Raw genomic sequence first — 24812 nt, 5'->3', positions numbered from 1 at the left:
TATAATAAACTCCACTAAGAGAAATGGTGGTGTCTGAACATGGAAAAACGAAATGGTGCACTTTCCATCGGTCTGCAATGGGCAGGCGCGGTGCAGCGGACGAAGTCGGCAGCTCAGGGCAGAGTGGCGGAAAACAGACTCATTCAATCGTTTGTAGCCAAGAAATGGTCTATCCTGCTCCTGTTGATGGCCTTTTTGCTGGGGAGAGCCATGATCCTTGAGGAGCTCGCTCCGTTTTCGATAGCCTTTTTTGCGGTCATGTATTTCCAGCGCCGTGATTTGCTTCTATGGACAGGCGTATTTCTATTTGCCGGAAGTTTACTGGCCGTACAACCTCAGAGCGGGTTTATCCTGACCGAGATGGTCGTGTTTCTCCTCATCCAGAAAGGATTGGAAAAATACGAGCGCTCGGATATCTCGCTGGCGCCGGTACTCGTCTTCATTACAACGCTGCTCGTGCAGATGTTCGCTCACCTGGTCAGCTCGGACCTATCTTGGTACTCCTTGACGATGACGGGAGTGGAATCGGTGCTGAGTCTGGTGCTTACGCTTATTTTCGTACAAGCCGTCCCCGTCTTCACACTGACCCGCAAAAATTATCAGCTCAAGCATGAAGAGATCATTTGTCTGATCATTCTGCTGGCGTCCATGATGACCGGCACCGTGGGCTGGACGCTCGGACCGGTTACGGTTGAGCACGTTGTTTCCCGTTACCTGATTCTGTTATTCGCACTGGTGGGCGGAGCGCCGTTCGGAGCCTCGGTCGGTGTGGTGACGGGACTTATCTTAAGTCTCGCCAATACAAATGCGATTTACCAGATGAGTCTGCTGGCTTTTTCGGGCATGCTGGCGGGCATGCTGAAGGAAGGTAGACGAATGGCGGTAGCTTTCGGAATGCTGCTCGGTTCGTCGATCCTCTCCATTTATATCGGGACGCAGGGGGAAGTCATGAACTCCACCTGGGAATCTGTTGCGGCGGTAGCGCTTTTCCTGCTCACACCCAAGGGCGTTCTCCAGACGCTGGCCAAATACGTGCCGGGTACCCAGGAGAACCTCAAATCCCAGCAGGATTACGCCAAACGTGTCAGGGATATTACGGCCGGCCGCGTCGAGCAGTTTTCGCAGGTGTTTATGCAGTTGGCCCGGAGCTTCAAGCAGCTTACGGTCGAGAGCCAGCCGGTACCTAAGGAAGAGGAGATCAGCCATTTTATGGAGGCCGTTTCCTATCAGACCTGCCAGATGTGCCCGAAGCGGGTCCGGTGCTGGGACCAGCGTTTTTATCAAACGTATCAGTTTATGACGAGCATGATGACGGAAATCGAGCTTAATCCGAATTTCTCGCGGAAGCAGATTCCGATAGATTGGAAACAGGCCTGTACGAAGCCGGATCAGGTGCTGGATGTTATGAAAAACCAGTATGCGAAATATCAGAACGATATGCACTGGAAAAAGCAGATTTCGGACAGCCGGCAAATTGTGGCGGATCAATTAAGCGGCGTGTCCCAGGTCATGGAGGATTTGGCGAAGGAGATCAAGCGGGAGGGCCAGGAGCTCTTTCTGCAGGAGGAGCAGATTCGTCAGGCTCTGGAGGATCTCGGACTTTCCATACACAGCATTGATGTTATTTCGCTGGACGAAGGTAACGTGGAGATCGAGATCATCCACCAATATACAAAAGGCTTCGATGAGTGCCGCAAAATCATAGCGCCTCTGTTAAGTGAAATTCTCGGAGAACATATTGCGGTGAAAAATGAGGAAATGCTCCCGAGGGGTGAAGGCTACAGCACGGTATTGTTCGGCTCGGCCAAAGAATTCGAAGTGGAGACGGGAATCGCGGGAGCAGCCAAAGGCGGAGAACTGCTGTCCGGAGACAGCTTCTCCGTAGCGGAGCTGGGCAACGGCAAATTCGTCGTGGCGCTGAGCGACGGAATGGGCAACGGCGAGAGGGCCAGGGCGGAAAGCTCGGCTGCGCTGACTATACTGCAGCAGCTTCTCCAATCGGGCATGGATGAGAAAATCGCGATCAAATCGGTCAACTCCGTTCTGCTCCTGCGTTCTTCCGACGAAGTGTATGCGACGGTGGATATGGCTCTAATTGATTTATACAGCGCAGAGACGACCTTTATGAAAATCGGGTCCACACCGAGCTTTATTAAAAGAGGCAGCGAAGTCATTCCGGTGATGGCTAACAACCTGCCGGTCGGCATTTTGCAGGACATCGAAGTGGACCTGCTGTCGCGATCCCTACAGCACGGAGATCTGCTGATTATGATGACTGACGGCATTTACGACGCGCCCGGACATGCGGTCAACAAGGAAATGTGGATGAAGCGGGTGATCCAGGAAATCGACACGGACATTCCCCAAGATTTTGCCGATAGTCTGCTTGAACGCGTTATGCGCTGTCATCACGGAGAAATTATCGACGATATGACTGTGGTCGCGGCGCGTGTCGAGAAGCATCAGCCCGAATGGGCGACATTTCGCTGGCCCGGCGTCAACCGGATCGAGCGGCCGAAGGTGGTGAGCTGAGTGCCACAAAAGCGGTAGAACCGTGCCCTGCCGGTTTATAAATAGAAAGGAGGCCGAATGCTGAAATTCGACAAATGCAGCCGTGCAGCGGAGTATCCTAGCGGGTGCCCCGCTGCTTTTTTTTGAAAAAAGTTCCGCGCTAAGCCCGCCAGGCAGCCCCCTCCGGCCCGGCCGGCTGACCGGCGACTGATTTCTTCCGCCCCTATGATTAGAATCTCGCAGACTTGGCGAAACTAGTAAGAACATTCATAGGTTGGAGGCGGAAGAGATGAAACAGATCCTACTAATCACCGACGGCTGTTCGAACGTCGGAATCAGCCCGGCGGCCGCCGCGGCGGAAGCCCGCGCGGAAGGCATTACCGTCAACGTGATCGGTGTCGTTGACCAGGGTGAGCTCGGCCTGCTCGGCGCCGAGGAAATTCGCGAGATTGCGAAAGCCGGCGGGGGCATGAGCCGGATCGCAACCTCGCAGCAGCTGTCGCAGACCGTGCAGATGATGACGCGCAAGACCGTGACGCAGACGGTCCAGCAGGCGGTCAGCCGGGAGCTGCAGAGCATACTCGGCAGCGGCGATATGACCGAGCTGCCTCCTGCGCAGCGCTCCGAGGTCGTGCGCGTCATCGACGAGCTTGCGGAGAGCGGTTCTCTCCGCGTCGCGCTGCTGGTGGATGCCAGCGCCAGCATGAAGCCGAAGATGGCGGCGGTGCGCGAGGCCATCTCCGATCTGCTGCTGAGTCTCAAGGCGCGAAGCGGGACAAGTGAGCTGGCGGTTTTTCATTTTCCGGGACGGTATGACGGTGATCCTGATGTGGAAATGGATTCGGGCTGGACGTCAAATCTTGCAAATCTGGATAAGATGTTCTATAAATTAAACATGAAGGGCACCACCCCTACCGGACCTGCCATGCTGAAAGTGGCGGCGTACGTATCGGGTAAACCTATCTATTCAGACGATGAGGACGGGATGCTGCGTGACTACGTCGTATGAGCCCGCCCTGCCGCTCGGTACGACCCTCAAGGGGATCTGGAACGGCAGAACTTATACGGTTGTGCGCGGGCTGGGTTCGGGAGCGAACGGTCAAGTGCTGCTTGTACGCAGAGGCGAGCGCCGGTATGCGATGAAGATCGGATACGACCCTCTCGACCATCAGTTCGAAGTAAACGCCCTGCAGTCCCTTTCCAAGACGGACACGTCGTTCAGCAGATTTCTGCTGGATGCCGACGATGCGGAATTCGAGGGACGCCGCTTGTCGTTTTTTATCATGCCTTACATACAGGGCCTTTCTTTATCGAAATACATACGGACCTACGGCAAGGACTGGATTTACGTGATCGGATCGAATCTGCTTAAAAAGCTTACGGAGCTGCACCGCAGCGGGTTTATCTACGGAGATCTGAAATCCGACAATCTCGTTCTTAGGGAACATGGAAGCGTGGAGCTGATAGATTTCGGCGGCATGACGGCCAAGGGACGTGCGGTTAAGCAGTTTACGGAGATTTTTGACCGCGGCTACTGGTGTGCGGGTGAACGGGTTGCGGAGGAGAGCTACGATTTGTTTTCGTTCGCCGTTCTGATCATCAAAACACTGGATGAACGCGACGCGTTCCGCCCCGCCCTGCAGGAACTTCCTCAGAACCGGAATATCTCCATGCTTGAGGATATCGTCAAAAGCAGCGAGCGGATGAAAGGCTTGGCTCCTTTTTTGCTGAGGGCTCTGAATAACCGGTTTGCTTCTTCCGAAGAAGCGCTTGCCGTATGGAGGGAACAAGCCAAGAAGGCGCGCGGTATCAAAGTCCCGACCGAACGAAAGGATGCCCCCGGGATTGTTCTGTTTTTGACGATATCCTTGATTGTTTTGCTGGGAACGATCGTTTACTTTTATCTGGACTGAAAAAAGGTCAAGACTTCGGCCCTTTCGTTACAAGGGCCGATTAACAGGGGCTGCAGCAGCGGACGGAAAGCGGGGAAACAATCATGGAAGGGAAGCGGCAGCCCAAAGAGGCTAACCACAGTGAGCCCGGCAGCAAAGGATTGGACCCGGGATTCCGGGTCCGCGCGGCCGTTGAGAGCCGTATCGCCGAAGAGAAGCTGCTGGAACCGGGCGATACCGTCGTTGTAGCCGTGTCGGGAGGACCGGATTCGGTTGCGCTTCTTCATTTGCTGTACGGGCTGGCGGGTTCAAGGAATTGGCGGCTCATCGCAGCGCATGTCAATCACCGGTTCAGAGGGGAAGAGTCCGACCGTGAAGCGGCATTCGTCGCTTCCTTTGCGGAGCGTCTCGGATTGCCCTGCGAATCGGCTTTTATCGATGTGCCCGCTTATATAGAAGAAACTGCCTTGAACTCTCAGGTCGCGGCGCGGCAGAAACGGTACGAGTTCCTTTATGAGACGGCTCGCAAGTACGGCGCAAGTAAAATCGCGCTCGCCCATCACGCGGACGATCAGGCCGAGACGATTCTGATGCGGATTTTACGGGGCACCGGGCCCGGAGGATTAACGGGAATACCCGAGCGGCGAGCCGAAAAAAAAGTGGAACTCGTCCGGCCTATGCTTCGTATATACAAGAAAGAGGTAATTAGTTATTGTGAATTCCTGGGGCTCGCTTACTGCCGGGACAGCAGCAACGATTCGCGGAAGTATTTCCGGAACCGGATACGGCTGGATGCGATGCCCTATTTGCGCCAATATAACGATCAGCTTCCGGAGTCCTTGAACCGGCTGGGTGAAATCATGACGGCCGAGAACGATTATATGGAACACGAAGCTGACCGCGTGTATGCTTCCGTCGTCAAGGCCGAGGCGGGTGCAGTGAGCTTGGATCGGGGTGATTTTGTTCACTTGCACGTCGCTTTACAAAGGCGTGTGATTAAACTAATATTAAATTATCTCGCTTTTCAAGAGGAAAACGTCGATTATGCAAGATTAGAGGCGATTCGTACGGCAATTGTACAGGATAGTCCCTCCAATCTCACATGGCCAATCGACGGACGTATTGCCTTGATTCGTGAGTACGAACGTATCTGCTTTCGATCCGAGACATCAGCCAGGTCGGGGGATGCGGCTTTTTTGCATCAAGTGGACTTGCAGCAGCCGTTTCTGCCTATTCCGGAAGCCGGAATGACCTTTGGTTTTACGGCCGCGGAGCGGGATGGAATCGGCGTCGCCGATATTCCGGTAACCTGCCCCGACGAAGCTTGGTTTGACCTTGATGCCCTTCGGATGCCGTTGTCGGTGAGAAACCGGCAAGCCGGGGACCGTTTGGACGTGTTTGGTTTAAACGGCACCAAAAAAGTAAAAGATATTCTCATGGATGCCAAAATACCGCCCAGCCGCAGAGACCGGCTTCCGCTGCTTATGGATGCAGAAGGAAGGGTTCTGTGGATACCGGGCGTTCGTCGTTCCCGCCATGCGCTTGTCGGACCGGGAACCGTACGTTGGCTGCACATCCGGATTGAGCCCCCGGTGACTGAGGGAAACGGCCTTGGAGAATGATTTTTCACAGTTTTCATATTATTAAGTAGGGGGAGCATCCTTGTTTAACGACATTCAAGAAGTTTTTTACTCGGAGGAACAAATTCAAGCTAAGGTACAGGAGCTTGGAACCCAGATATCCAAAGACTTCGAAGGCCGCAATCCGCTTGTGATTTGTGTGCTTAAAGGGGCTTTTATTTTCATGGCGGACCTCGTGAAGCAGGTTACGATTCCGCTTGAGCTTGATTTTATGGCGGTATCCAGCTACGGACAATCGACCAAGTCGTCGGGCGTCGTCAAAATCATTAAAGATTTGGACGTATCCGTAGAAGGACGTCACGTGCTGATCGTCGAAGATATTATCGACAGCGGTTTGACCCTGAGCTACCTCATTGACGTGCTTGAGAGAAGAAGTGCCCAGTCCGTGTCTGTGGTTACTCTGTTCAACAAACCTGCCAGACGGTCCGTCGATCTGCAGCCCGATTATGCCGGTTTTGAAATTCCGGATGCGTTTATCGTAGGCTACGGGCTCGATTATGCCGAGAAATACCGCAATCTTCCTTACATCGGTGTTCTGAAACCAGAGATTTATTCTTCTTAAGAACACCCGGGTATGTCCCACGGCCGGCTTTGTTGTGATGCTAAGACATGCTGTGGTAAAATATAAAAAGTGTGTCGTTTGAGAGGAGGTAGCGGATGAATCGCTTTATCCGGAATACCGGTTTTTATTTATTGATTTTCCTGGTAACAGTCGGTATTGTGCATTTCATTAGTACGCAGAACGATCAAAAAGAAGCGATTACCTACAACCAGTTCCGGCAGGAATTAACGTCCAAGAACGTCGAGAAGCTTCAAATTAAAGTCGACGGGGGCACGTACCTGATCAACGGGCAATACAAGAATCCTAAGGCGGCGGATAAATCTGCATTCGTTACCCGTGGTCCCTTTGATTCACGTGTAGTAGAGCTGATCGAAACAGCGGGGGTTCAAGAAGAGTATCTGAAAATGGAAGGCGACAGCGTTTGGATTTCATTCCTGACGTCCATCATTCCGTTTGTGATCATCTTCGTCCTGTTCTTCTTCCTGATGAACCAGGCTCAGGGCGGCGGCGGCAAAGTCATGAATTTCGGCAAGAGCCGCGCACGCTTATATAATGAAGAGAAAAAGCGCGTCACGTTCGAAGACGTTGCCGGCGCGGATGAAGAGAAACAGGAATTAATCGAAGTCGTCGAATTCCTTAAAGATCCGCGTAAATTCTCTGCAGTAGGAGCCCGCATTCCAAAAGGCGTGCTTCTCAACGGTCCGCCGGGAACCGGTAAAACCCTGCTTGCCCGTGCAGTTGCGGGTGAAGCCGGAGTTCCGTTCTTCTCCATCTCCGGTTCCGACTTCGTGGAAATGTTCGTCGGTGTCGGTGCTTCCCGTGTACGGGATCTCTTCGAGAATGCGAAGAAGAACGCGCCTTGTATTATCTTTATCGACGAGATCGATGCCGTCGGCCGTCAGCGGGGCGCAGGCCTCGGAGGCGGACACGACGAGCGCGAGCAGACGCTCAACCAATTGCTCGTCGAGATGGACGGTTTCGGAGCGAATGAGGGAATCATTATCGTCGCGGCTACCAACCGTCCGGACATTCTGGACCCGGCGCTTCTTCGTCCGGGACGTTTCGACCGTCAGATTACGGTTGACCGTCCGGATGTGAAAGGCCGCGAAGCGGTTCTCAAGGTTCACGCGCGCAATAAGCCGCTGGCCAAGGACGTAAGATTGGACTCCATCGCGCGTTACACCACCGGTTTTACGGGTGCCGACTTGGAGAACCTGCTTAACGAAGCGGCGCTAATCGCAGCGCGCCGCAACCGCAAAGATATCTCGATGGCCGAGATCGAAGAAGCTTTCGACCGTGTTATCGTAGGTACGCAGAAGAAAAGCCGCGTAATCAGCGAGCGCGAGAAGCGTACGGTAGCTTACCATGAATCCGGTCACGCCATCATCGGTTACTATGCCGAGAATGCGGACATGGTTCATAAGGTAACGATCGTTCCCCGCGGCCGTGCAGGCGGCTACGTGATGATGCTTCCTAAAGAAGGCGAAGACCGGATGATGCAGACCAAGAACGAGCTGCTCGATAAGGTCACCGGACTTCTTGGCGGTCGTGTTGCCGAAGAAATCTTCATCGGCGAGATCGCGACAGGAGCATACAGCGACTTCCAGAAAGCGACCGGAATCGTTCGCAAGATGGTCATGGAATTCGGTATGAGCGACAAGCTCGGCCCGATGCAGTTCGGCAGCAGCCAAGGCCAAGTATTCCTGGGCCGCGATATCGGTCATGAGCAGAACTACAGCGATGCGATCGCTTATGAAATCGATCAGGAAATGCAGCTCATCATCCGGGAGTGCTACGACCGGGCGAAGCAGATCCTGAATACTCATAAGGACAAAGTTCACCTTGTCGCTCAAACGCTTCTCGAAAGAGAAACGCTCGATAAGGAACAGATCGTGGAGCTTCTTGAGAAAGGTCACATTTCGGGCAATGAGGATATAAAAGTGACGATCCAGGGACAAGATGACAGCGTTAAGCCGGAACCTGCACCTGAAATCGAACTGAAAACCGAAACGCCTGAACGGACCAAACTGAATCCGGATAAACCGGATGATGAAGGCAACAACCAGGCATAACCGAAAGAACCGAGCATACAACCGGATGTCCCCGCGGACGTCCGGTTTTTTCATTTTAGCGGCCGGATTTGCGGATTGACACGTTTAAGCATGTTGTGTAAATTTAGTTGTGATACTTGAATTGCCTTTTACAAAGAGTTCACAAGGGTGAGAAGGCGATCGCCATAGCTATTGAACATAGGGCGTGCCGCTTCATATAAGGAGGATGCATTCATGGAGGCATTGGCTCTCGAAAGAAAAGCCGAGCAGAACAGACTGCTGAAAGAGCGAATTTTAGAGCTTAAGAAAGAACGCAATGCCATTATTCTCGCTCATTACTACCAGCGTGACGAGATTCAGGAAGTCGCCGATTTCCGCGGGGATTCATTTCTTCTGGCTCAGAAAGCCGCTGAAACCGATGCAGATGTTATCGTTTTTTGCGGAGTACACTTTATGGGGGAAAGCGCTAAAATTCTCGCTCCTACCAAGACGGTGATTATTCCCGACGAACGGGCCGGCTGCCCAATGGCCGACATGGTGAACGTGGAAGGGTTGCGGGCTTTGAAGAAAGAGCACCCCAATGCGAAGGTTGTCGCCTACATCAACACGTCAGCGGAAGTGAAGTCCGAAACGGATATCTGCTGCACCTCCGCGAATGCAAGAAAAGTCATCGAATCGATCGATGCCGAGGAGATTATCTGGGTACCGGATAAAAATTTAGGCGACTATGTATCAAAATTCACAAACAAAAAAATGATCATCTGGGAAGGCTACTGCAACACCCACGATATGCTAACCGTCAAAGATGTCGAGGAAATGAAGGCGGCTCATCCCAACGCTCAATTCGTGGTTCACCCGGAATGTCGTCCTGAGGTTGTAAAGCTCGGAGATTTTGTAGGCAGCACGACGGCCATCATCAAATACTGCCGTGAATCCGATTGCCAGGAGTTTATCGTCGGAACGGAAGACGGAACAGGCTATCAGCTTCGTTTGGACAGCCCTAATAAAACCTTTCATTTTGCCACGAAATATCTGGTGTGCCCGAATATGAAAGTAAACAACTTGAAAAAAGTCGTCCGGTGTCTGGAAACCATGCAGCCTGAAATTTATGTAGCACCGGAAGTGGCTGAAAAAGCAAAGCTTTCCTTAGAGCGCATGTTACAAGTTAAGTAGCATGCGCTACTCTCTTTGTTGAAGGCACGGGTGAACTTCCATGATACCTAGATACTTAACGGATACGGATTTGACCGCCATTCCGCACTATAAAACCGACGTAATCATTATCGGTGCAGGAATTGCCGGTTTATTCACGGCGCTGCAGGCCAGCGCTTCTCAGCGCGTGCTATTGATTACAAAGAAATCGCTTCTGGACAGCAACACCCGGTATGCCCAAGGTGGAATTGCCGCGGTAATTTCCGATGAAGATTCGCCTGAGTATCATCTGCAGGATACGCTTGTCGCCGGCGCGGGCTTGTGCTCGCGAGATGCTGTGGACGTACTGGTTCATGAAGGACCGCAGGGCGTGCAGGACCTGATCCGGATGGGGACGCAGTTTGATTTGGAAAACGGGGAAATCGCCTTGACCAAAGAAGGCGCTCACAGCCAGCGAAGAATTCTTCATGCGAATGGGGATGCGACCGGCGCTGAGATTGTTAGGGCGCTTTCCGAAAATACCAAGAACAACCCGTCCATTGAAATTTGGGATGATCATATTGTGATTGATCTGATTACGGTTGATGGGGAATGCTGTGGTGCCCTAGTTCAAAAGCCCGATGGCCAGCGTGTATATGTCCAAGGCAACGCGACCGTGCTTTGTACAGGCGGTGCGGGTCAGTTGTTCCGCTATACGACTAATCCGGACGTTGCGACCGGAGACGGGGTGGCGATCGCTTACCGTGCCGGCGCGGATATACGTGATATGGAGTTTATCCAGTTTCATCCGACCGTGCTTGTTTACCCGGGAGCACCGCGTTTTCTAATTTCGGAGGCGGTCCGCGGTGAGGGCGCTTATTTGCGCAACATCAAAGGGGAGCGGTTTATGGAGAAATATCATCCGCAGCTCGAGCTTGCTCCCCGGGATGTAGTAGCCCGCGCGATCGTCAGCGAAATCGAAGAAACGGGTTCAAGTTTCATCTACCTGGATATAACCCATGAGCCGGAACAGATGATCCGGCACCGGTTCCCTACCATCTATGAAACTTGTCTGTCATTCGGTCTGGACTTGACAAGCGACTGGATTCCCGTCGCCCCTGCCGCCCATTATATGATGGGAGGGGTAAAGACCGACTTGCATGGGGAAACCAACATTAAGAGGCTGTTCGCCTGCGGGGAAGTGTCCTCAACGGGTGTACACGGAGCCAACCGGCTCGCGAGCAATTCGTTATCCGAAGCGATTGTGTTCGGGCGCCGGATTATAGATCGTATCCGGACACTCGCTCCGCTTCCGAACGGGGTGCCCCAGGCAGGGGAGGGAACCTCCGCCCGTACGGAGCTGCCGAAACAGGCAATGGTAGAGAAAAAATTGAAGCTGCAGAAGGTTATGGTTCGTTATGCGGGAGTCCGCCGAGATGCGGCCGGGCTTCAGCGGGGACTCGACGAACTTAAACGGCATCTGCCGTCCTTCGACTCATGCCTTACCCGCAGGGAAGATTACGAGTTCGCTAATTTGCTGACCTGTGCGCTGCTGACAGCCGAAGCCGCACTTCGCCGTGAAGAAAGCCGCGGCGGGCATTACCGGGAAGATTTTCCGCAGCGCAGAGACGAGCAGTGGCTTAAACATACCGTATTAAACCGTGAATGTGGTCTGACGGAGGAGTGGATACTTAATGATGGAATTAAACTTTAAACAAATACGGCAAAACATCAAGTTATGGCTCGACGAGGATATCGGAACGGGTGATGTGACCACGATGTACACCATCCCCGCGGACCAGCAGAGCAAAGGGATCATTCATCTGAAAGAATCCGGAATTGTGGCGGGGCTGCGCGTAGCGCAGGAAGTATTCACGGAAGTGGACGAGAACTTGGTATTTTCGCCGCAGGTAAAAGAAGGGGAATTTGTTTCCAAAGGGACGGTAATAGCTATCGTCACAGGAAACACTCGGAGCATCCTGAAGGGAGAACGGCTTGCTCTCAATCTTCTTCAACGGATGTCCGGTATCGCCACGCGTACGCGCCAATATGTGAACGCGCTGGAGGGTCTTCCTACCCGGCTCGTCGATACACGGAAAACGACACCCGGGCACCGGATGCTTGAGAAATACGCCGTACGAGTCGGCGGTGGTTTCAATCACCGCTACGGCCTGTACGATGCCGTCATGATCAAAGATAATCATATCAAAGGCGCAGGCAGCATTACGGCGGCAGTCCGTGCGGCTCGTTCGAGAATCCCTCATACGATGAAAATTGAAGTAGAAGTGGAGAACTTCGAGCAACTGGATGAAGCCATTGCCGTTGGCGCGGATATTATTATGCTGGACAATATGAAAGCGGCCGACATGGCCAAAGCCGTTTCCATCGTTAAAAGCCAGGCTCCGCATGTGCTGATAGAGGGTTCCGGTTCCGTTACCCTGGAAACGATCAAGTCGCTGGCGGAAACAGGGGTACATGTGATTTCCGTCGGAAGACTGACCTACTCCGTGTCTGCGCTTGATATCAGTCTGGATCTTAACGAGCAGAAAGGAGTTTCCTTGTGATTTTAGTCGTAGACGTTGGCAACACCAATATAGTCCTGGGCATTTATCAGGGCACCGAATTGCTTCATCACTGGCGGCTCGGAACGAATCGCTCGGCGACCGTGGACGAGTACGGGATGATGTTTCATAACCTCTTTCAATATGCCGGCATTGATATCCAGCAGATTGAAGGGGTCATTATTTCATCCGTCGTACCGCCTCTGATGTTTGCGCTGGAACACCTTTGTTTAAAATATGTGAAGAGAACGCCGCTTATTGTCGGTCCCGGCATCAAAACGGGACTCAACATCCGGGTCGATAATCCGAAGGAAGTGGGGGCGGACCGGATCGTCAATGCCGTGGCTGCGCTCGAGCTGTATGGCTCTCCGTGCATCATTGTTGATTTCGGTACGGCGACCACGTACGATTATATAGACAAGGCCGGGCAGCTTATCGGCTGCGCGATTGCACCCGGCATTGGAATTTCAACCGAGGCTTTGTATCAGCGGGCGGCCAAATTGCCGCGTATCGAACTGATCAAGCCCAAAAGCGTTGTAGGACGTAATACGATATCGGCCATGCAGGCCGGAATCATTTTCGGCTATGTCGGCCAGGTAGACGGCATCGTGGACCGGGTCAAACAGGAATTCGGCATCGCCCCTAAGGTTATCGCGACCGGAGGACATGCCGAGCTGATCGCAAGTGAATCCCGTACGATCGATGTCGTCGATCCGATGCTGACGTTGGAGGGCCTGCGCTTCATTTATGCCAAAAATGCGAAGCAGGAATAGCTTACAAGAAACGGGGTAACGTGATGAGTGATTATTTAATCCGGGGAACTGCGCTGGAAGGAAGAGTCCGGGCGTTTGCCGTCCTGACGACCTCCATTACGGAAGAACTCCGCCAACGGCACCAGACAACGCCGACAGCCACGGCCGCCCTGGGAAGAACGGCAGCAGCCGGTCTTATGATGGGTGCTATGCTGAAGGGCGAAGAGAAGCTGACCCTGCAGGTTAAGGGCGGCGGACCTATCGGTTCTATCGTCGTTGACGCGAATTCCAAGGGCGAGGTGCGCGGATATGTAGACGATCCGAATGTAGATCTGCCATTGAACGCCAAAGGTAAATTGGATGTGGCGGGCGCGGTCGGAACGGACGGTTTTTTATATGTAACGAAAGATCTCGGGCTTAAAGAAAATTACCGCGGCAGCATCCCGATCGTTTCCGGTGAACTGGCCGAAGACTTTACCTACTATTTCGCCAAATCCGAACAGACGCCTTCGGCTGTAGCTCTTGGTGTACTTGTGGACGTTGACCGGACGGTCAAAGTCTCCGGGGGGTTCATTATTCAGCTTCTGCCGGGCCTGACGGACGATGAAATCACCGAAATCGAAAAGACGCTGGCACAGATCCCGCCGATTACAACCTTGCTGGATCGCGGCGCGTCGCTTGAAGAGGTGCTGAAAGAAGTTCTGCCGTCTGTGGAGATTATGGAACGGTCGGCCGTATCTTTCCAATGCAAATGTTCCCGTGAAAGAGTGGAGCAGACCATTATCAGCCTGGGCCGGGATGAACTGCAATCCTTAATCGATGAAGACGGACGCGCGGAAGTCGTCTGCCATTTCTGTAACGAGGCTTACCAGTTTGAACGTGAAGAGCTGCAGACTATGTTGGATTCCATCAACAAGTAACAAATCGAGGGAGAGAGCATGCACAATGTAAAAGTGTTGTGGGGAGCTATCCTCGCTTTGTCGATAGGAGTCATTGTTCTCTTGTCGCTCTATTTGTCGGATACGGGATTAGGGAAGAAGCCGGAGGCAGGTGGACGTTCCGGGGATACTCCTGCCGACGGTCACATTGTGGCCCGGATCACGGGTCGTGAAATTACACAAGGCGAATTGACGGAAATGTTGACCAAACACTACGGTGCCGAAATGCTCAATCAAATGCTGGACCGCGAGACACTCCGGCTGGAAGCCAAGGAACAGGGAGTGGACATCGGCGAAGCGGAAATCAGCCGCGAGCTGAAGCGGATGCAGCAGGGGTACGAAAACGAACAAAACTTTTACGACTCGATGAAAGAACAGCTCGGAATGAGCAAAGAGGATGTCAAAGAAGACGTGCTCTATAAACTTTTGCTCGAAAAGCTTGCGACGCATGACGTTGAGATAGCAGACGACCGGATTACGAAATACATACAGGGGCATCCGGAAGAGTTCAAGCAGACCTCTCAAATTCACCTTCACAAAATGGTCGTGTCCACTCTGGATCAGGCTAAAAAGGCGACGGCCGCCTACCGGGGCGGGGAGAGCTTCACAACTCTGGCAAGGGACCGTTCTTTGGACGATTCCGGGAGCCAGGGGGGAGATCTGGGCTGGATGGAGGAGGACGATCCGTTCCAGCCGGCGGAAATCATGAAGGCGGCCCGTAAATTAGGGGTCGGTCAATTGAGCGCACCCGTCAAGACCGCGGGGGGATATGCCCTTATTTTAATCACGGAGAAAAGAATGAATACCGGTCCCGACGAAGCGGCTATCCGGGAGAGTGTGCGGAAACAGCTTGCCCTGCAGGAAGCGCCTCCTCTTAACGATTATTTGCTGTCCCTCCGCCAAAAATGGAAAGCGACCATTGCCGACCCGGGATTAAACCCGAATTCTTAGGGAAATTGTAAGGTGTTGACAAGGGTCTTAGGCACTGATAATATAGGATTATAATACCAACCTAATAACTCGGATATAAATCCTTTTTTTCCAAACCTGGGAGGGTGACACGAATGGCTAAATTGGTGCAAAGCATTACACAGTTAATCGGGAATACTCCGCTTGTAAAATTAAACCGGATCGTTCCGGAAGATAGCGCGGAAATTTACGTAAAGCTCGAGTTCCAGAACCCGGGTGCAAGTGTAAAAGACCGGATTGCCATCAGCATGATCGAAACCGCTGAACAGGAAGGCAAGCTGAAGCCGGGCGACACGATCGTAGAGCCGACTAGCGGCAACACGGGGATCGGTCTGGCCATGGTAGCGGCGGCGAAAGGATACCGTGCCATTCTGGTTATGCCGGAAACGATGAGTATGGAACGCCGCAATCTGCTGCGCGCTTACGGTGCCGAGCTTGTTCTGACACCTGGAGCCGAGGGCATGAAGGGCGCTATCCGCAAAGCGGAAGAGCTTCAAGCGGAGAACCCTGACTATTTTATTCCTCAGCAGTTTAAAAACCAGGCCAACGTTAAAATTCACCGTGAAACGACAGGTCCGGAAATTGTCGAAGCCATCAAAGGCCACGACGGCAAGCTGGATGCTTTTATCGCCGGTATCGGAACTGGCGGAACGATCACCGGTACGGGCGAGGTGCTGCGCGAGAACTTCCCGGGCATCAAAATCGTAGCGGTAGAGCCAAGCGCTTCGCCGGTTCTGTCGGGAGGCAAGCCGGGCCCGCATAAGATCCAAGGGATCGGCGCCGGTTTTGTGCCGGACATTTTGAACACGGAAATCTACGATCAGATTATCCCGGTCGACAACGAGGATGCTTTCGAAACTTCGCGCAGCGTTGCTCGTCAAGAAGGGATTCTGGGCGGTATTTCTTCCGGTGCGGCGATCTTCGCTGCCCTTAAAGTTGCCAAAGAACTCGGGCCCGGCAAACGTGTTATTGCCGTCATTCCGAGCAACGGTGAGCGTTACTTGAGCACCCCGCTTTACCAATTCGACGAATAGAGCCGGATAAGAAACGGAACGCTCCGAAAGTCTTCAGCAGATCGTGCTGGAGGCTTTTTATTTTGAGCCAATTCAAGTATACTAAGGGACAAATCCGACGCAAACCCCGGTTTTCGAACAGGAAAATCGCGGCGTGCAGCTTACGGAATTTGTCAAATAAACACAATTCATGCCGTTTCGATTAACTAACCTATCTTACCTTACCGCATGAGTATAGAGCGGAATGAGGAGCTGGCTGCATGTCTGCGACAACAATAACGTTAACTACCTTGGCTGACTGGACGGAATGGGCGGAAGCAGGCGCCTATACTTCCGTTCCTTATATAACAAGTATCCCGTGGACACAAGATATCAGCACCTGGGAGCATGCATGGAGAGCGGCGGGCACACACGCATTCGTACTGGAGAGCGGCAGAGGAGGCCGATATACCTTCCTCGGGCTGCACCCGGTGGCGGCCATATGCGGCAGTGCGGCATCGGCGGAAGCCGCGGAACAGGACGGAGCCGTCCCGGACGGCTGGCGTTCCGTTCCTATGCAAGGCGCTCCGCTGGAAACCGTCAAGCGGTGGATGGCTCCTTGGCGTTCCCCGGATGTAGCGGGGGCCCCAAAATTCACAGGCGGCTGCGTAGGATTCTGGAGCTACGATGTCGTGCGGAGCATGGAGAAGCTTCCGGAGCTGGCGGAAGACGACCTTCCGCTGCCGGAATACAGCTTCGCCCGCTACGACGAGGTCTGGGTCTTCGACCGCGAGGAGGGCCGGCTTTACGCGGCTGTGCATACCCCGCTGCCGTCGGAGCATTCCGTCTCCGACCTCTCCCGGCTCTACCAGGCCGCCGTTCAGCGCTCGGAGAGCATGCTCCGGCTCTGGCACAGGCTGGCCGGGGACACCGAGGCCGGCGCCCAGCGGCTCCAGCGCGAAGCGGAGTGGCAGGCGCTTGTGAGCGCCGGCGAAGACACCACGCTGGAGGCGGAAGCGGCGGAAGGTGCCAGCCGGGCCTTTCCGCGGGAATCTTTCATCCGCGCCGTCGAGCGGATTCAGGCTTACATCGGGCAGGGGGATGTTTTCCAGGTGAATTTGTCGGTCCGCCAGAGCAGACCGCTTCAAACATCGCCCGAACAGATCTACGAAGCGCTGCGCATTGTGAACCCGTCGCCCTACATGGGGCTGATGAGGTTCCCCGGCTTCGCGCTTGTGTCGGGATCGCCCGAGCTGCTGGTCCAGCTTGAGGGCAGGCACCTGCGCACCCGGCCTATCGCGGGTACGCGCCCCAGAGGTCGCACGCCGGAAGAGGATGCCCGGCTTGCGGATGAGCTTCTCTCCAACGAGAAGGAACGTGCGGAGCACGTGATGCTCGTGGATCTGGAGCGCAACGACCTTGGACGTATCGCCCGGTACGGCTCCGTCAAGGTCGATGAGTTTTTCGTGATCGAGCGGTACTCTCACGTGATGCACCTCGTCTCGGAAGTAACCGGCGAGCTGCGGGAGGGCCTGGACGCGTTCGACGTCATTGCGGCCGCATTCCCGGGAGGGACGATAACCGGGGCGCCGAAAATCCGGACGATGGAGATCATTGAAGAATTGGAGCCGGTCCGGCGCGGCCCTTATACAGGATCGATGGGGTGGATTGACTACAACGGCAATATGGAATTTAATATACTTATACGAACGCTCGTAGCGGTCGGAGGCAGCGGTTATATTCAGGCGGGTGCGGGAATCGTGATCGACTCCGTGCCGGACCGTGAATACGAAGAGGCCCTGAACAAAGCGAGAGCGTTATGGAAAGCGATTCAGTTTAGCGAGCACAGCATGAGCCGAGCAGGGACAGAGGTCCTGTAGAAGAGTAGAGGAGGAAGACAAGCATGATTCTTGTCATTGATAATTACGATTCGTTTACGTACAATCTGGTTCAATATCTGGGTGAATTGGGACAGGACATCGTCGTGAAACGCAACGATGCCATTGATCTGTCCGGTATTGAGGAGTTTTCCCCGGACCATATTCTGATTTCTCCGGGACCTTGCACCCCGAATGAAGCCGGCATCAGTCTTGACGTGATTCGACATTTCAAAGGCCGCATCCCCATTCTCGGCGTCTGTCTCGGTCACCAGGCCATCGGTCAGGCATTTGGCGGAGACGTTGTCCGGGCAGGCAAATTGATGCACGGAAAAACCTCGCCGATTTATCATGACGGCAAAACGATTTTCGAAGACATTCCTTCTCCCTACACGGCAACGCGCTACCACTCCCTGATCGTCCGCAAAGAAACGCTGCCGGATTGTCTGGAAATCAGCGCTACTTCGGACGAAGGAGAGATCATGGGACTCCGTCATAAAGAGTACCCGATCGAGGGTGTGCAGTTCCATCCGGAGTCTATCATTACGGACCACGGCCTGACTTTGCTCCGCAATTTCCTGGGGCGTACCGTACCGGCGGGAACCGGGGCTTGAAATGAAGATTTGGATGAACGGAAATCTGGTAGAAGAAAAAGAAGCGGTCGTCTCCGTTTACGACCACGGATTTTTATATGGCATGGGGCTGTTCGAGACGTTTCGCACGTACAACGGACACCCTTTTTTACTTAAGGAGCATATGGAACGAATCCGCGAGGGCTGTGCGGAGCTGGGCATTCCGTTTCATACGGACGAAACCGGAATGAGGGCCAGAGTGGAGGAGCTTCTTCGGGCTAACGGACTGGAGGACGCCTATTTCCGGTATGCCGTCTCGGCCGGAGTGGACATGCTCGGTTTGCCGGGCGGCGCTTTTTATGAGAATCCCAGCGAGATTATTTACGTCAAAAGCCTTCCGCCACGGAACGCGGATCAGCCTGCCTCACGTCCCCTTCAGCTGCTGAATCTGCGGAGAAATACGCCCGAAAGCGGACGCAGGCATAAGTCGTTCCATTACATGAACAATATCCTTGCCAAAAGAGAAATGATGAACTATCCGTGGGCGCATGGGGCGGAAGGACTTTTTCTTACGGATAACGGCGGATATGTAGCGGAAGGAATCGTCAGCAATATTTTCTGGATCAAAGGAGTCGTCTGCTTCACTCCTTCTTTGACAACGGGCATTCTTCCCGGTATTACACGCGCTTTTGTCCTTAAGCTTGCAGAAGAGGAAGGCTTGGAAATAAGCGAGGGATTATTTCCCTGGAGCGAGCTGTGTGAGGCAGACGAAATTTTTGTGACGAATTCGGTACAGGAAATTGTTTCTATAAATGAACTGTTTGATGAGCGTGGCGGTTCGATAACCGTCTCACGGGGAATGGCCGGACCTGTTACGAGCCGCCTGGCTCAGTTGTATCGGGAATGCACGAGATTACTCTAGCCTTAGGAAGTGACTTTTGGAATGATTCGAACGTTTGCAGCAGGAGAGACAAGCTTTGAACTCGGACGCCGGACTCTCATTATGGGAATTCTGAACGTCACGCCGGATTCTTTCTCCGACGGAGGCTCTTACACTACCGTGGAGCATGCGGTAAAACACGCGCTGAGCATGGTGGAAGAAGGAGCCGATATGATCGACATCGGCGGAGAGTCGACCCGTCCGGGACACGCGCCTGTTTCGCTCCGGGAGGAGTTGGAACGAGTCGTACCTGTTATCCGGGAACTGGTCCGGCACGTTCGGGTTCCGATTTCGGTGGATACTTACAAAGCGGAGGTCGCGAGGCAGGCGATCGAAGCGGGTGCCCATATCATCAACGATGTATGGGGATTCAAAGCGGACCCGGACATAGCCGGCGTGGCGGCTCAAGCCGGCTGTCCGGTTATTCTCATGCATAACCGCCCGGAGGCCGTATATACGGATTTTCTGCCGGAAGTTCTGCAGGATCTCCGGGAAAGTATTGATCTCGCTTTGAGCGCGGGAGTGAAGAAGACGAATATCATCCTCGACCCCGGTATCGGTTTCGCCAAAAGCTACGAGCAGAATTTGTGGCTGATGAACCGGCTGGAGGCTATTGCGGAGCTTGGGTATCCCGTCCTGCTCGGCACTTCCCGCAAAAGTATGATCCGCACGACGCTCGGACTGCCGCCCGATGACGTCATTGAAGGAACGGCGGCTACAACGGCGCTCGGAATTGCGCAGGGCTGCGATATCATCCGTGTACACGATGTGCACGCAATGAAGCGGGTAGCCGTCATGACGGACGCAATCGTTCGCGGACCCGGGAGTATGTAGAACCTGAATCTGCCCCGATAGTCTTCTGGATTTCGGACCGGCAGTTTTGCGCTTATTCTGATTTTGAGGCTTGAGGAGGAAGATGTGTAATGGACAAACTTATACTGACACGTATGGAGTTTTACGGGTATCATGGCGTTTTTGCCGAAGAAAATAAATTGGGACAGCGTTTTTATGTGGATGTCGAGCTGCACATGCCGCTGGACAAACCCGGCCGTACCGATAACATAGAAGATTCCATCAACTACGCGGAGGCGTATGCCGTTATTAAAGAGGTCGTGGAGAAAAGAACCTTTAAATTGATCGAGGCTCTGGCGGAGCAGGTTGCATCCTCCCTTCTTGAAACTTATACTAGTATCGAAGAAGTGACGGTGCGGGTAATCAAACCACATCCGCCTTTCGATATTCATTTTGCAGGCGTGACCGTTGAGATAAGCCGGAAGCGGGCGCAATCATGAGCCCTGCCGACATCACGACCGCATATATCGCGCTTGGTTCCAACATAGGAGACCGGGAGCGGTATTTGGCCGAAGCGCTTAAGAAGCTGGACGAACACCCGCACGTTCAAGTGCTGGCCTGTTCGTCCATTTATGAGACGGATCCGGTCGGGTATGTGGACCAGGATGCCTTTTTAAACATGGCCGCAGCCGTTCATACGAGCCTTTCTCCGGAAGGGCTGCTTGCAGTCATGCAGAACATCGAGCAAGTGCTGGGCAGAGTCCGAGACATTCGCTTCGGTCCCCGAACGATTGACTTGGATTTGCTGCTTTACGGGGAGCGGGAGATCCGCACGCCGGATTTGATTGTCCCGCATCCCCGTATGCAGGAGCGAGCGTTTGTGTTAGTCCCCTTGGCAGATCTTTTTTCACATATACCGAACACATCGTTTGCATCCATAGAGAAACAGTTGGCTAAACTGGATGGAAAGGAAGGCGTTATGTTGTGGAAAAAAATGCAGTGGCCCAGCGAATCCGGGCATTCCGCAAGCTGAAAGGATACACCCAGAACCAACTCGCCGAACTGCTTGGCGTTTCAATAGCCGTTCTCGGTTCCGTCGAACGGGGAACACGTAAACCGGACACCCGGATGATTCAGAAAATATCCAATGCCCTGGGCATTGAACCGGAGGAGCTTCTTCCGCCCTCCGGCAAATAGGAGGAGAACACATGTTAAAAATAGGCGACGTCGTCGCCCCGAATAACGTTGTACTGGCACCGATGGCCGGCGTATGCAACCCCGCTTTCCGTCTGATCGCCAGAGAATTCGGATGCGGCCTGGTCTGCGCTGAGATGGTCAGCGACAAAGCGATTGTGCACGGCAACTCCCGTACGATGGAGATGCTCTACGTGGACGAACGCGAGAAGCCCCTTAGCCTGCAAATTTTCGGCGGTGATACGGAGACGCTCGTGCAAGCCGCTAAATATGTCGACGCCAATACGAATGCCGATATTATTGATATCAATATGGGCTGCCCCGTACCCAAAATCACGAAATGCGATGCGGGGGCGCGCTGGCTGCTCGACCCTTCGAGAATCGAAGAAATGGTACGGACGGTAGTGGGCTCCGTGAATAAACCCGTTACGGTCAAAATGCGGATAGGCTGGGACTCCGAGCATATTTACGCAATCGAGAACGCCCAGGCGGTCGAGCGCGGCGGCGGTTCCGCCGTTAGCGTACATGGCCGTACGCGGGAACAGCTCTATACCGGCAAAGCGGACTGGAACATCATCCGCGACGTCAAGCAGGCCGTCTCCATTCCGGTTATCGGGAACGGGGACGTCGTTACGCCGGAAGACGCCAAACGGATGATCGATGAAACCGGTGTAGACGGCGTCATGATCGGCCGCGGCGCGCTGGGCAACCCTTGGATGCTGTATCGCACTGTACAGTATCTGACCAAAGGCGAACTGCCCCCGGAGCCGGAAGCCGAAGAGAAAATGCGTATCGCGACCCTTCATATGGACCGATTGATCAAGCTCAAAGGCGAGAACGTGGCCATCAAGGAAATGCGCAAGCATATGGCGTGGTACCTCAAAGGCATGAAAGGCGCCGCCCGCCTGAAGGACGCCATCATGGAACAGACGACCCGCGACGGCATGGTCCGCATCCTGGACGAATATGCGAGTTCTTTCGACAATATGTCCGATAATCAGGAAGAACAGCCTGCTTTGCACTAAGTAAAGGGGGCACTGGGTTACATTGACAATTGTAATTGGTTGCCCTATAATCAGGCAATAAGTTGCAGCTTTACGTTAAGTTTTTTGAATAAATGAGTGAATTCGTATAGCATTTCCTTGAATTTACACGACGGGAGATAGGTTTGTATGAGTGAAAAAGAAGTGCTCCTTACCCAGGAAGGCCTCAAGAAACTTGAGGAAGAACTCGAACATTTGAAATCGGTTAAACGCCGCGAGGTGGCCGAGCGGATTAAAGTAGCCATCGGCTACGGGGATATCAGTGAGAACTCCGAGTACGAGGATGCGAAGAACGAGCAGGCTTTTATTGAAGGCCGCGTCATTACCCTGGAGAAAATGCTTCGTAACGCCCGTATCGTCAATCTGGACGAAGTTGACATCAATACCGTCAGCGTGGGCTCTATCGTGACGCTCAAAGATCTCGAATTCGGCGATCTTGTCGAGTATACGATTGTCGGTACAGCCGAGTCCGATCCTTTCCTGAACAAAATTTCCAACGAAAGTCCTGTCGGCAAAGCGATCCTTGGCAAGCAGAAGGGCGCTAAAGTCGATGTGACGGTTCCAGCCGGCGTTATCCAATACGAAATCATGGACATCAAAAAATAAAACCGCGCTATTGGATGAACATCCGAAGCGGGGAATGCAGGAAAAGCTTCCTTTGGAAGCTTTTTTCGCGTAGAATAGACCGTATAATTACGGGCAGCCCGCATAATAAGCGCTGCTTTTCTCCTCTTGGGAGCATCATCGGGAGCGGGAAGGGCATGCTAAAAGCTTCGCAATCCGGAGCTATAACATATAGGAGTTGAAAGCATGAGTCAGGAACTCGAATTAAACGAATTGTTACAAATTCGCCGCGACAAACTGGACGAGTTGCGCGGTCTGGGTGTAGATCCGTTCGGCGACAAATATGTACGGACGCACACGGCCAAACAAATTTTGGATGCCTATGAAGAAACGCCTAAAGAAGAGCTGGAGCAGCAGACCGTTGAAGTCAGCATTGCCGGACGTATCATGCAGAAGCGTGCTATGGGGAAAGCAAGCTTCGCCCATCTTCAGGACATTACGGGCAAAATTCAAATATACGTTCGTCAGGATGCTCTTGGCGATACGAAGTACAGCGCTTTTGATCTGCTGGATATCGGCGATATGGTAGGTGTGAAAGGTACCGTTTTCAAAACGAAGACCGGGGAAACCTCCATTAAGGTACAAGAACTGGAAGTGCTGACTAAATCGCTGCTTCCTCTGCCCGAGAAATACCACGGCCTCAAGGATGTCGAAACCCGTTACCGCCAGCGCTATGTCGATCTGATCATGAACCAGGAAGTGAAGGAGACCTTTATTCTGCGTTCAAGAATCATTCAATCCATGCGCCGTTATCTGGATGGCCTCGGCTATCTGGAAGTGGAAACCCCGACTCTGCACGCTATTGCCGGAGGCGCGGCCGCACGGCCTTTTATAACGCATCACAATGCGCTTGATATGCAGCTTTACATGCGTATTGCTATTGAGCTGCACCTGAAACGCCTGATTGTAGGCGGCTTGGAGAAAGTGTACGAAATCGGGCGCGTTTACCGTAACGAAGGGATTTCCACCCGTCATAACCCCGAATTCACCATGATTGAGCTGTATGAGGCTTATGCGGATTACAAAGATATTATGGCGCTCACGGAGAATATGGTCGCTCATATCGCACAGGAGGTATTGGGAACGACTACGGTTCAGTATCAAGGACATGAAGTAAACCTTGCGCCTTCTTGGAAACGGATCTCCATGGTAGATGCGATTAAAGAAGTGGTTGGCGTTGATTTCAGCGTACACATGAGCAATGAAGAGGCTCAGCGTCTGGCAAAAGAACACAAGGTTCCGGTCGAGCCTCATATGACTTTCGGCCACATCGTGAACCAATTCTTCGAAACGTTTGTGGAAGAAACGCTTATTCAGCCTACGTTTATCTATGGGCATCCGCTTGAAATTTCGCCGCTTGCGAAGAAGAATCCGGAAGATCCGCGTTTCACGGACCGTTTCGAGCTCTTTATCGTAGCGCGTGAACACGCTAATGCCTTCACGGAGCTCAACGATCCGATCGACCAGCGTCAGCGTTTCGAAGCGCAGCTGCTTGAGCGTGAACACGGCAACGACGAGGCCCATGAAATGGATGATGACTTCATTCGTGCGCTTGAATACGGCATGCCGCCTACAGGCGGACTTGGTATCGGGATTGACCGTCTGGTTATGCTGCTTACCAACGCTCCGTCTATCCGCGACGTGTTGTTGTTCCCTCATATGCGCGAGCAGCGTCAGGGAGAATAGATTTGTACGTAAAAAGGCGCCGATTTGGCGCCTTTTTAATTTTTTTGGGCTTGTCCAAAATTTGGGCTTGCATTCTGTTTGTCAG

General features: G+C 53.2%; 23 protein-coding genes. All 23 read left to right on the top strand.

Annotated elements, in window-relative coordinates; genetic code table 11:
- The first annotated feature begins 39 nt into the window (after window positions 1-39).
- The 23 genes from spoIIE to lysS all read left to right on the top strand — a co-directional run bounded on the left by spoIIE (window position 40) and on the right by lysS (window position 24727).
- A complete protein-coding gene (gene spoIIE, locus PCH01S_RS27435; RefSeq protein ID WP_042235278.1) occupies window positions 40-2532 on the top strand; it encodes a stage II sporulation protein E in 2493 nt (830 codons plus the stop codon).
- Between the two features lie 268 nt (window positions 2533-2800).
- Entirely contained in the window at window positions 2801-3520 is a 720-nt protein-coding gene (locus PCH01S_RS27430) for a vWA domain-containing protein (protein WP_042235275.1), read from the top strand.
- Window positions 3504-4424 (top strand): protein kinase domain-containing protein, encoded by a 921-nt coding sequence (locus tag PCH01S_RS27425; protein ID WP_042235273.1) that lies wholly within the window; start codon window positions 3504-3506, stop codon window positions 4422-4424. The genes PCH01S_RS27430 and PCH01S_RS27425 overlap by 17 nt, the downstream gene beginning before the upstream one ends.
- Window positions 4425-4507: 83 nt before the next feature.
- Window positions 4508-6025 (top strand): tRNA lysidine(34) synthetase TilS, encoded by a 1518-nt coding sequence (gene tilS, locus PCH01S_RS27420; protein ID WP_053228800.1) that lies wholly within the window; start codon window positions 4508-4510, stop codon window positions 6023-6025.
- A 40-nt stretch (window positions 6026-6065) separates the two neighbouring features.
- Window positions 6066-6605 carry a hypoxanthine phosphoribosyltransferase gene (gene hpt / locus PCH01S_RS27415; RefSeq protein WP_042235271.1) on the top strand — a complete coding sequence of 180 codons (540 nt, stop codon included), beginning with the start codon at window positions 6066-6068 and terminating at the stop codon, window positions 6603-6605.
- 95 nt (window positions 6606-6700) lie between these two features.
- A complete protein-coding gene (gene ftsH / locus PCH01S_RS27410; RefSeq protein ID WP_042235268.1) occupies window positions 6701-8677 on the top strand; it encodes an ATP-dependent zinc metalloprotease FtsH in 1977 nt (658 codons plus the stop codon).
- Window positions 8678-8890: 213 nt separating this feature from the next.
- Window positions 8891-9829: a quinolinate synthase NadA gene (gene nadA, locus PCH01S_RS27405; RefSeq protein ID WP_009671902.1), complete on the top strand. Its 939-nt coding sequence runs from the start codon at window positions 8891-8893 to the stop codon at window positions 9827-9829.
- A gap of 40 nt (window positions 9830-9869) precedes the next feature.
- Window positions 9870-11501, top strand: coding sequence for an L-aspartate oxidase (gene nadB, locus PCH01S_RS27400; RefSeq protein ID WP_042235266.1), 1632 nt, complete (start codon window positions 9870-9872; stop codon window positions 11499-11501).
- Complete coding sequence (gene nadC, locus PCH01S_RS27395) at window positions 11482-12351, top strand: carboxylating nicotinate-nucleotide diphosphorylase (RefSeq protein ID WP_042235264.1); 870 nt, start codon at window positions 11482-11484, stop codon at window positions 12349-12351. Before nadB ends, nadC begins: the two co-directional genes overlap by 20 nt.
- A complete protein-coding gene (locus tag PCH01S_RS27390; protein ID WP_042235262.1) occupies window positions 12348-13121 on the top strand; it encodes a type III pantothenate kinase in 774 nt (257 codons plus the stop codon). The genes nadC and PCH01S_RS27390 overlap by 4 nt, the downstream gene beginning before the upstream one ends.
- Before the next feature lie 23 nt (window positions 13122-13144).
- On the top strand, window positions 13145-14020 hold the full coding sequence (gene hslO, locus PCH01S_RS27385) for an Hsp33 family molecular chaperone HslO (RefSeq protein WP_042235260.1): 876 nt from the start codon (window positions 13145-13147) through the stop codon (window positions 14018-14020).
- An 18-nt stretch (window positions 14021-14038) separates the two neighbouring features.
- Window positions 14039-14989, top strand: coding sequence for a peptidylprolyl isomerase (locus tag PCH01S_RS27380; RefSeq protein WP_042235258.1), 951 nt, complete (start codon window positions 14039-14041; stop codon window positions 14987-14989).
- A 113-nt stretch (window positions 14990-15102) separates the two neighbouring features.
- Window positions 15103-16041: a cysteine synthase A gene (gene cysK, locus PCH01S_RS27375; protein WP_042235255.1), complete on the top strand. Its 939-nt coding sequence runs from the start codon at window positions 15103-15105 to the stop codon at window positions 16039-16041.
- Between the two features lie 239 nt (window positions 16042-16280).
- On the top strand, window positions 16281-17879 hold the full coding sequence (locus PCH01S_RS27370; protein ID WP_042235254.1) for an anthranilate synthase component I family protein: 1599 nt from the start codon (window positions 16281-16283) through the stop codon (window positions 17877-17879).
- A 23-nt stretch (window positions 17880-17902) separates the two neighbouring features.
- Entirely contained in the window at window positions 17903-18490 is a 588-nt protein-coding gene (pabA, locus tag PCH01S_RS27365) for an aminodeoxychorismate/anthranilate synthase component II (protein WP_042235252.1), read from the top strand.
- A 1-nt stretch (window position 18491) separates the two neighbouring features.
- The gene (gene pabC, locus PCH01S_RS27360; protein WP_042235250.1) at window positions 18492-19370 is read left to right on the top strand and encodes an aminodeoxychorismate lyase; all 879 of its coding nucleotides are present in this window, start codon (window positions 18492-18494) and stop codon (window positions 19368-19370) included.
- Between the two features lie 21 nt (window positions 19371-19391).
- Window positions 19392-20222 carry a dihydropteroate synthase gene (gene folP / locus PCH01S_RS27355; RefSeq protein ID WP_042235248.1) on the top strand — a complete coding sequence of 277 codons (831 nt, stop codon included), beginning with the start codon at window positions 19392-19394 and terminating at the stop codon, window positions 20220-20222.
- An 89-nt stretch (window positions 20223-20311) separates the two neighbouring features.
- A complete protein-coding gene (gene folB, locus PCH01S_RS27350; RefSeq protein ID WP_009671857.1) occupies window positions 20312-20680 on the top strand; it encodes a dihydroneopterin aldolase in 369 nt (122 codons plus the stop codon).
- Window positions 20677-21213, top strand: a complete 537-nt coding sequence (gene folK / locus PCH01S_RS27345; RefSeq protein WP_042235246.1) for a 2-amino-4-hydroxy-6-hydroxymethyldihydropteridine diphosphokinase — start codon at window positions 20677-20679, stop codon at window positions 21211-21213. Before folB ends, folK begins: the two co-directional genes overlap by 4 nt.
- Window positions 21165-21377 (top strand): helix-turn-helix domain-containing protein, encoded by a 213-nt coding sequence (locus PCH01S_RS27340; RefSeq protein WP_042235244.1) that lies wholly within the window; start codon window positions 21165-21167, stop codon window positions 21375-21377. Before folK ends, PCH01S_RS27340 begins: the two co-directional genes overlap by 49 nt.
- Window positions 21378-21388: 11 nt before the next feature.
- On the top strand, window positions 21389-22399 hold the full coding sequence (dusB, locus tag PCH01S_RS27335; RefSeq protein WP_042235242.1) for a tRNA dihydrouridine synthase DusB: 1011 nt from the start codon (window positions 21389-21391) through the stop codon (window positions 22397-22399).
- A 147-nt stretch (window positions 22400-22546) separates the two neighbouring features.
- A complete protein-coding gene (gene greA / locus PCH01S_RS27330) occupies window positions 22547-23023 on the top strand; it encodes a transcription elongation factor GreA (RefSeq protein WP_042235239.1) in 477 nt (158 codons plus the stop codon).
- A gap of 204 nt (window positions 23024-23227) precedes the next feature.
- The gene (lysS, locus tag PCH01S_RS27325) at window positions 23228-24727 is read left to right on the top strand and encodes a lysine--tRNA ligase (protein ID WP_042235237.1); all 1500 of its coding nucleotides are present in this window, start codon (window positions 23228-23230) and stop codon (window positions 24725-24727) included.
- Window positions 24728-24812 lie beyond the last annotated feature (85 nt).

This window comes from Paenibacillus chitinolyticus NBRC 15660 (genome assembly GCF_000739915.1).
Lineage (GTDB): Bacteria > Bacillota > Bacilli > Paenibacillales > NBRC-103111 > Paenibacillus_F > Paenibacillus_F chitinolyticus.
This window is presented reverse-complemented; position numbering and strand designations above follow the sequence as displayed.